Here is an 8720-nt window from a genome sequence, read left to right as displayed (position 1 = left end):
GGCCGCCGGCGATGTGGTTCATGTTGGGCCGGGTGGCCAGTTTCGAGTCGGCGACGTAGAGGAAGTCGGCGCGGCCGAGCATGGCCACGAGCTCGTCCCACACCGGCACGTGCAACCTGTCGTCGGTGGCGTTGCCGTCGGCCACCCGGTAGCAGACCGGCACCGCCCCGTCGGCGGTCACGGTCAACGACCACACCAGCTGGCGCAAGTCGGGCCTGTGGTCCTTCGAATGACCGTGCACAACCGCAGGGGTCGCCTTGCCGCCGCGGGCACGCCCGTCGGCGTCGGCATACAGGCCGGTGAACCGGATCGACGTGGTGTCGGTGTGCAGCTGGGAGGTGTCGATGTCGAACGCGGCGATCGCATCCAGCACCAGCCGGGTCGAAAGCGACGCCCGGTCAGCGTCGAACAGCCGGGACAGCATGCGCCCCACCCGGTCGTCGTTGCACAGCTCGACCTCGCCGGGCTCCAAGCCCAGCAGCGTCGGGTCGAACGGTGCCGCCCACCGCCCCAGCGCGTACACCGGCTCGCGGCCCAGCACGAGGTTGCGCACCACCACCCCCAGCGCGGCCGCGGGCGCGAGCTTGAGCCGACGGTCGTCGTGGGGCACGAACCGGTCCAGCAGCCCTTCCACGCCCATGCGCTCCAGGTAGGCGTTGACCACCGGCAGCGGCCCCAGCACCTCGCTCGTCAGTGTGAACCCGTCGTTGTCGGCCACCGCGTCCTCCTCGCCGCCAGCCTTGCGCCACCGTGTCCTAAGTAGTTATACTACGGACCACGGGCAGGACCGTGTAACCGACACCGAAGGACCCCTGGTGCCCCCCACCGCCGCGCAACGCCGAACGCAACGTCGCATCGCCGAACGACTCAGCCAGCTCGGCTTCGTGCTGCCCGGCAGCATCGCCACCCGCATGGCCCGCTGCGGCAAGACCAACTGCCGCTGCCACGCCGACCCGCCCGCCCTGCACGGCCCCTACAACTCCTGGACCCGCAAGGTCAACAACAAGACCGTCACCCGCGTGCTCACCGCCGAGCAGCTACCCGACTACCAGCCCTGGTTCGACAACGCCCGCACCCTCAAGAACCTCACCGCCGAACTCGAAGCCCTGTCCATACAGATCATCGACAACGACCCCCGCTCCCGCTGGCGCTAAAACGCCGCCGAGAAGTGCGGAAAGCAAGCTTTACGTGCCGCCGTAAGTCTGTGGCCTCCGACTCTTCAGCGGATAGCAGCTCGCGTGAGGCGTCCCGCTCGGCGACAAGCGAGGCGTTGAGGTCGATGACCTTGTCTCTAACCAGCTTCCCGGCGTCGTCGGTCCCCCGCACCTTCTCGAGGCGTGTGCGGAGCAGCTCGTCGCCCAGCACCTTCACGGCGGTTTCCTCCGGCAGGTCACCGAAGGCGGCCAAATGCGACATCAACTCCGCCGTTGTTTTCTCATAGTCACTGTGGGCGGTCCGGAACTCCGCAGCTGCGAAGGCCTTGACGAACCGCCGGTCGTAGTCGCCGCTTGGGGTGGCGAACGGACGCAGCACCTGCAGCAGCGTCCGGGGTAGGACCACGGTCACGGAATGCAGCCCGCGAAGCACCTTATCGTCGAAGAACCGGAAGAACTGATCGTTGCTGAGAAATAGCGCCCCGCTTTCCAGCGTTGAGGTCGCCCCCTTCCGTCGCCGCTCCTGCACGGCCAGCCATACGGCGATGTCGTGGTCGGCAGTCTCGTACCGCTTCTCCTTGTCGGGACGGTGCTCCTTGACGAACGCTTGGTACTCAGCCACGAGAAGGTGACGCCGCTCATCAGCTTCCGGCTCCCTGTCGGAGGGGACGCACGCCTCGATGCCGAAGGTCCGTAGCTCCTCGGTCAGGTGGTTCTCGTAGCGACCCATGAATACGTCCGGGTCCGTGGGGCATTTCGCGTTAAGCTCGTGGTACTTGCGAAGCACCCCGCCGCCTCGGTGCTCCCTCAGGTGCGCCCTCGACAAGGACTGCGACCAATGCCTGCGTCGCAGATTGGCGCCGATGGCGCTGAGGGTGGCCGACAGCTCCCTACGCGTCCTTTCGTGGTACAGCAGTCGGATTGGCAGCTTGTTGTCTCGCACGAACGAGACGAGCTCCACCGCGATGTGGTCGTCCTCACCGCCGAAGAGCAGGTCGAGCACGAAGTTGGTGTCGACCAGCACGTCCAGCGGCTGCATCTGGCCGCGCAGGTAGGCGGCGGTCGAGTCGGGCTCGGAGAGGGCAAAGAAAGTGAACGCCGCATCGAGGTGCTGAGCGATGTAGGCGGTGCGGTCGCCGGACGGTTCCTCGAAGAACAGGTTGACGGCCTGCCGGACGCCGCCCGCTTCGCTGCTGTGGATGCCTGACTCCGAACCGGCCTCGGCGAGGAAGGTGTTCAGGTCACCGGCGACGCCGCTCTCAGTCGGCACCGACGGGTTGAGGACGTGCGCTGCGAGGGCGCCGTGCCGTCGCAGGACCCGGAGCATGTACGCCCGCAGGCACGCCCACAGCCGTTCGTGTTCGACTCTCGAGGCGATCTCCCGGTCATGCAGTTCACTCAACCATTCGGCGCGGACGCGCGTCTCGAGTTCGCGGGCCTTTTCCACGACGCGCTGGACGCCGGCCTTGCGGGACTCAGTCAGGAGGAAGTGGCCGGCAGGTCGCGACGCGGCACCTGCGCGCACGAGCCCGTCTAGCGCGAATTCCACTTCGCTGGCGGGGATGGCGGCGCCGTACTGCTTGGCAACCCAGCGGGAGATGGTCTGAGCGTCGTAGGCGTCGGGCGGGGTGCCGTAGACGAGCGCCCGTTGGACGAGGGACTCCACGACCTGGGGGATCTTACTTGTCCGTGACAGCGCGACTAGGTGGCAGAGTTCGTTGAAGACCTTACCGAAGTCGGCGCGCGCCATCTCGACCGGCATTGCGGGCGCGGGGTCAGCGGGGGCCACGATGCCCCGTCGGGTGTGGAATAGAACGGGCGGGGCTCCTGTCGATGCCCCGCCCGAGTCCTGCGTGTGCGAATCCGCCGTCGGTGGGGTGGCGAGGGGGATCGTGGTCTGATGTCAACCGGTCTCCGCGGGCGGCCCGAAGCGTGCAACTCCGCAATTGCTGTACGTGTAAGAACGTGTTTGAGATGGGAGTTACTTGGTGGTGGCGGGCTGCCACGGGCGACGGCCGGGGCCGGGTTCGAGTCGGCGGGTCATGATGCCGATCATGGCCCACTTGGTCATCGCCTCGGCGGTGTCGGTGCGGCGTTCGTAGTCGCAGCGCAGCCGGCGGCACAGCACGATCCATCCGAGTGTGCGCTCGACCACCCAGCGGCGCGGCAACACCGAGAAGCCGACCTGGTCGGCGGGCTTGCGCACGACCTCCACCGCGATGCGCAGCACCCGCCGGGCGTAGGCCACCAGCCGGCCGGCGTAGCCACCGTCGGCGAACACCGTGGCCACCGACGGCATCGCGAAGCGCAGCCGATCGAGCACCCGCTTGCCGCCGTCGCGATCCTGCACGCTGGCGGCGGTGACCATCACGACCAGCAACAGCCCGAGGGTGTCGGTGACCACGTGTCTTTTCCTGCCGTTGCAGCGTTTCCCCGCGTCATAGCCGCGACTGTCGCGCCCCACGGTGTCCGCACCCTTGACCGACTGGGCGTCCACGATGCCCGCCGAGGCCATCGGGTCGCGGCCCACCGCGTCGCGCAACCGGTCGCGCAACGCGTCGTGCATGCGGTCCACGGTACCGTCGTCGCGCCAGCGGGCGAAGTACCAGTACACCGTTTGCCACGGCGGGAAGTCGTGGGGCAGCTGCCGCCACGCGCAGCCGGTGCGCAGCACGTAGAAGATCGCGTTGACGAGCTCGCGGCGCGCGTGCTTCTCGGGACGCCCATCAGTGTTGGGTTGGGGCAGCAGCGGCTCGATCAGCGTCCACTGCTGGTCGGTCACATCGGAGGGGTACCGGGGGCGGCCAGGACGGGGGGAAGTAGCCATGCCACCGCATACTTACAGCAATGTGATTCAGAACGATGGAACCGCTACAACACCCCTCTCAAACACGCTCTAAGAGATGCAACATCACGAGCAACCGCTGGTCGTGCCGCAGGACTGGCAGACGTGGCAGGAGCCGGCGCGCTGCATCTTGATGCCGCAGGTGAAGCACAGGGGCGCGTCGCCGTAGAGGTCATCCACGGGCAGCGGCCGGTCCACCGGCAGGCGGGTCTGGCCCTCGACGTCCACGGTCGGGGCACTGGCCGGCGGCGGGTAGCCGACGTCGAGGGCGGCGTTGCGCTCCTCCAGGGTGTGGATGTTCAGCTCGTGGCGCTTGTCGGTCGGCAGGTACTCGATCGCCAGGCGCCGGAAGATGTAGTCCACGATCGAGCTGGTGAACTTCACCTCCGGGTCGTCGGTCATGCCCGCCGGCTCGAAGCGCATGTTGGTGAACTTGGTGACGTAGGCCTCCAGCGGCACCCCGTACTGCAGCCCGAGGCTCACGCTGATCGCGAACGCGTCCATCACCCCCGACAGCGTCGAGCCCTGCTTGCCGAGCTTGACGAAGATCTCGCCGAGCCCGTCACCGGGGTACTCCCCCGCCGTCAGGTAGCCCTCGGCGTCGCCGACCTGGAACGAGATCGTCTGGCTCGGCCGCTGCTTGGGCAGCCGCCGGCGCACCATCCCGTGCTGCTCGGCCTCCTCGGTCGTGGATGCCGGCTCGGACTTCTTCTTGTCGATCGACATCGGCTGGCCGACCTTGCAGTTGTCCCGGTAGATCGCCAGGGCCTTGAGGCCGAGCTTCCAGCCCTCGGTGTAGATGCCCTCGATGTCTTCCACCGTGGAAGACTCCGGCGTGTTCACCGTGTTGTGATTGACGATGCCGTTGCCGACGAACGCGTGGGTGGCGGGCACAGAGATGTCGTAGACGTCGCGCTGCCCCGCGTCCTTGATGGACTCGATCGGGCTGAAGTACAGCCCGTCATCCAGGACGGACCGCAGCCATGCCGGCAGCGTGACACCGGGCTCCACGGCCAAGCGCTCCAGGGTGTGGCGGCTCACGTGCCGGGTGCGCTCGTCGCACAGGAACCTCCAGCGCTGCCGCCCCGTGCCCTTCGCGTTGCGTCCCGGGCGGCCCTTCGGGATCAGCTCGTACAGCTCGCGCCCGCTGACGCCCGGCACGACGTCTGCAGTGGCGTGGGACGACATCTCCAGCGGCAGCTTTGCGGCACGGGCCGCCTTGTCAGGCTCCATGAACGGGACGAGCTGGGACAGCCGTCCGGCGTGCCCGCCGACCGCGTACACCTCGTCGTAGGTCTTGCCGTACTCCACGTTGTACTTGCTGATGCGGCCGTGGACGACGCCGAGGTTGGTGAGCACGGCCTGGAGGTCGTCGAGCAGCTTGGGGGCGTCCAGGCAGATCGCGAGCTTCGGCACGTGCGTCACCGACGCGTACGCATCCAGGAACAGGCCCTGGAGGAAGGCCAGCACCGTGGGCCGCGGTGACCGCAGGATCGCGTCGGGGATGCGCTTTGCCGAGGCACGCCGCCCGCACCCGAGGTGGTCGAGGAACTCCACGGCACGCTTGGACGACACCATCACGCTCGGGCAGCGGTGCCCGTGGCCGGGCACGATCTTCGCCGGCAGGCCGAGCTCGCTCTCCCACGCGGCCTTCACGCGCTCCAGCACGCTCGGGACGGTGTTGGTGATGTAGATCGTCCAGTTCGATCCTGTCGTGTGACCCTCTGCCGCGTACGCACCCAAGAGGAACGCGAGCTCCTCGGTCATCTGATCGGGGACCGCGATGGGCTTCTGGCTGCCGTAGGCCGGGGCCGGCGTGAAGTCGTCGAAGCGCGCCGGCAGCTGGGACCACCGCTCGGCGCCGTACTGCATGGCGACGTACTCCCCCGGCTGGACCTCGTCGAGGTAGCGCCAGACGGGGCCGACCGCGGTGGCCACCATCACACGGTGGTTCTCCGTGCCGGTCACGGTGTGCCCCGAGCGCAGCGTCATTCGACGCACGGTGCGCCGGCCACCGAAGTAGAAGGCGTCGGTCTTCTGGCCGCCGCCGAGCGACGCGACCTCGCGCACCTCCGGTCGGAAGCTGTCGGCCTCCTCGCCCTGGTGCAGGCTCTCGATGCGGATGAGTCCGTCCTCGGTGGGCAGCAGGGTCTCGCCCGTGACGCACTTCGAGATCGCCCCACTGAGCCACGGCTGCGCCGCCGCCATCATGCGGATGTGGCCGCCCGGGGCGATCGACCGCTCACCCATCGCGCAGTCGAAGACCGGCAGGTGCTCGTCGCGGAAGGCGGGCGCACCCTCGATGGTGGCGTGCTCATCGATGTAGGCGACGATCGCCTCGACCTGCTCGGGCTGGTAGCCGAGGCGCTTCAGCGCCACCGGCACGGTCTGGTTTACGATGCGCATCGACCCGCCGCCGACAAGTTTTTTCGTCTTCACCAGACCGAGATCTGGTTCAATTCCGGTCGTATCACAATCCATCAAGAAGCCAATAGTACCGGTAGGAGCAATAACACTCGCCTGTGCATTTCTTATGCCATTCTCTGTGCCGATTGCCAGCGCATCGTGCCAGGACTGCTTCGCCGCAGCGAGGATGTTGGCCGGGGCCAGCCGTTCGTCGATCGCTTCGGCGGCGTCCTTGTGCTTGGCGATCACCCGCAGCATGCCGTCGCGGTCGGCCGCGTAGCCCTCGAAGGGCCCCTGCACCTTCGCCAGCTCGGCGGAGGTGCGGTAGGCGTGCCCGGTCATGAGCGCCGTGATGGTCGACGCCCACGCGCGGCCCTCGTCCGAGTCGTAGGCCAGGCCCTGGCTCATGAGCAGGCTGCCGAGGTTCGCGTACCCCAGGCCGAGCTGACGGTACTTGCGGGCGTTCTCACCGATCTTCTCAGTGGGGTAGCTCGAGTTGCCGACGATGATCTCCTGGGCGGTGAAGACGATCTCGACCGCCCGCTGGAAGGCCTCGGTGTCGAACACCCCGTCGGCCTCGAACTTGCGCAGGTTCAGGGATGCCAGGTTGCAGGCGGAGTTGTCGAGATGCATGTACTCGGAGTTGCTCACCACCACACCGTGCCTGACCGACTGCGCATCGGTGCTTACGGCGAAGTTGTGCGTGTCGTCCACTTCGAGGTCGAAGACCGCGACCGGGGCGTCGAGGATGCGATCGGCCACCTGCGCGACGCGGTCGGTTCGATCGCTGTCTGCGCCCACTCCCCGGAGTCGCTGGCCGACCTCGAGGTCCTGGGCCTCGACATAGCTGCCTGCCTCGGTGAGGAATCGGTGGTCAGGGGTGCACCGCAGCGCGAGGCCGCCCTCGGTCACCACCTCGACGAGGCGCGCGGTGTGCCCGGCGACCCAGACGTGGTTGACCTGCCGGTGCACGTGGGTGCCGGCCGCCAGGTCGAACGAGCGGACCGCCGGCAGCGCCTCGCCCGCCTCGGCCATCTTCTGCAGCACATCGAAGCGCACCGGACCGTCAACCGTCTCGACCAAGGTGTCGCCGGTGAAGCAGCACGGGTTGGACCCGTTGATGCGGCCGGCGTTGGGGGTGGTGTGCCAGTCGTTGATGGTCGTGTCGTACTGCACGCCCGGGTCGGCGCACTCCCAGGCGGCCTGGGCGATCTGGCGCATGAGCTCGCGGGCCTTGACGGTCTTGAGCGCCTCGCCGGTCGTCACGGCCTTCAGCGCGAAGTCGGCGTCGGCCTCGACCGCGGCCATGAACTCGTCGGTGACGCGCACCGAGTTGTTGGCGTTCTGGTACTGGACCGACCCGGAGTCCTTGCCGTCGAGGTCCATGTCGAAGCCGGCCTCGCGCAGTGCGCGCGCCTTGGCCTCCTCACGCGACTTGCACCAGATGAACTCTTCGATGTCGGGGTGGTCGACGTCGAGAATCACCATCTTGGCGGCTCTTCTCGTTTTTCCGCCACTTTTAATCGTGCCAGCGGACGCATCGGCCCCGCGCATGAAGCTGACCGGGCCGCTGGCCTCGCCGCCGCCGGCGAGGTGCTCCCGCGACGAGCGGATCTTCGACAGGTTCACACCCGCACCCGAGCCGCCCTTGAAGATCATCCCCTCCTCGGTATACCAGTTCAGGATCGAGCTCATCTTGTCCTCGACGGACAAGATGAAGCACGCGGAAGCCTGCTGGGGGGTGTCGGGCACGCCGACGTTGAACCACACCGGGGAGTTGAACGCGGCGCGCTGGTTGACGAGGATCGACTTCAGCTCCTCGTTGAACACCCGCGCCGAGTCGTCGTCGGCGAAGTAGCCGTCCTTGCGGCCCCACGCGGTGATGCGGTCGGCCACGCGGTCGATCATGTGGCGCACGCTGCGCTCGCGCTCAGGGGTGCCGAGGTGGCCGCGGAAGTACTTCTGGGCCACGATCGTCGTGGCGTTCATCGACCAGGACGCCGGGAACTCCACGTCGCGCTGCTCGAAGGCGACCGCACCGGTCTTCCAGTCGGTGATGACCGCGTCGCGCAGCTCCCACTCGAGCTCGTCGTAGGGGTGGGTGCCCTCCGTGGTGAAGAACCGGTCGATCCGCAGGCCGGTGCCCGAGCCGGAGGGCACTGCCTGGAGGGCGTTGCGTGTGATGACCATGGAGCTCCCTGTTCGCCGGGGCAGGACCCGGAATCGCATCGGTGTAAGTACGACGTCGAGATTGGCACGTCGGCCGCGGGAGGTCAAGGACCTTATTCCCACCGAATCGCAAGATGCAGGCTTGA

5 protein-coding genes are annotated in these 8720 nt (G+C 67.6%); 1 reads left to right on the top strand and 4 read right to left on the bottom strand.

Annotated features, from left to right (window positions below; genetic code table 11):
• A partial coding sequence (locus tag WD250_04415; protein ID MEX2619443.1) for a DUF4277 domain-containing protein occupies positions 1–718 on the bottom strand: 718 nt, incomplete at its 3' end.
• A gap of 97 nt (positions 719–815) precedes the next feature.
• Here WD250_04415 and WD250_04410 point away from each other — a divergent pair.
• Positions 816–1154 carry a DUF6788 family protein gene (locus tag WD250_04410; GenBank protein ID MEX2619442.1) on the top strand — a complete coding sequence of 113 codons (339 nt, stop codon included), beginning with the start codon at positions 816–818 and terminating at the stop codon, positions 1152–1154.
• On the opposite strand, the gene WD250_04405 is transcribed toward WD250_04410, so the two are convergent.
• The 3 genes from WD250_04405 to WD250_04395 all read right to left on the bottom strand — a co-directional run bounded on the left by WD250_04405 (position 1120) and on the right by WD250_04395 (position 8595).
• The gene (locus tag WD250_04405; protein ID MEX2619441.1) at positions 1120–2943 is read right to left on the bottom strand and encodes a hypothetical protein; all 1824 of its coding nucleotides are present in this window, start codon (positions 2941–2943) and stop codon (positions 1120–1122) included. The genes WD250_04410 and WD250_04405 overlap by 35 nt on opposite strands.
• 192 nt (positions 2944–3135) lie before the next feature.
• Positions 3136–3981, bottom strand: coding sequence for an IS5 family transposase (locus tag WD250_04400; GenBank protein ID MEX2619440.1), 846 nt, complete (start codon positions 3979–3981; stop codon positions 3136–3138).
• An 84-nt stretch (positions 3982–4065) separates the two neighbouring features.
• The gene (locus tag WD250_04395; GenBank protein ID MEX2619439.1) at positions 4066–8595 is read right to left on the bottom strand and encodes an LAGLIDADG family homing endonuclease; all 4530 of its coding nucleotides are present in this window, start codon (positions 8593–8595) and stop codon (positions 4066–4068) included.
• Positions 8596–8720 lie beyond the last annotated feature (125 nt).

The organism is Egibacteraceae bacterium, assembly GCA_040905805.1.
Lineage (GTDB): Bacteria > Actinomycetota > Nitriliruptoria > Euzebyales > Egibacteraceae > DATLGH01.
The sequence above is the reverse complement of the archived record's forward strand: the minus strand, read 5'-3'. Positions and strand labels throughout refer to the sequence as shown.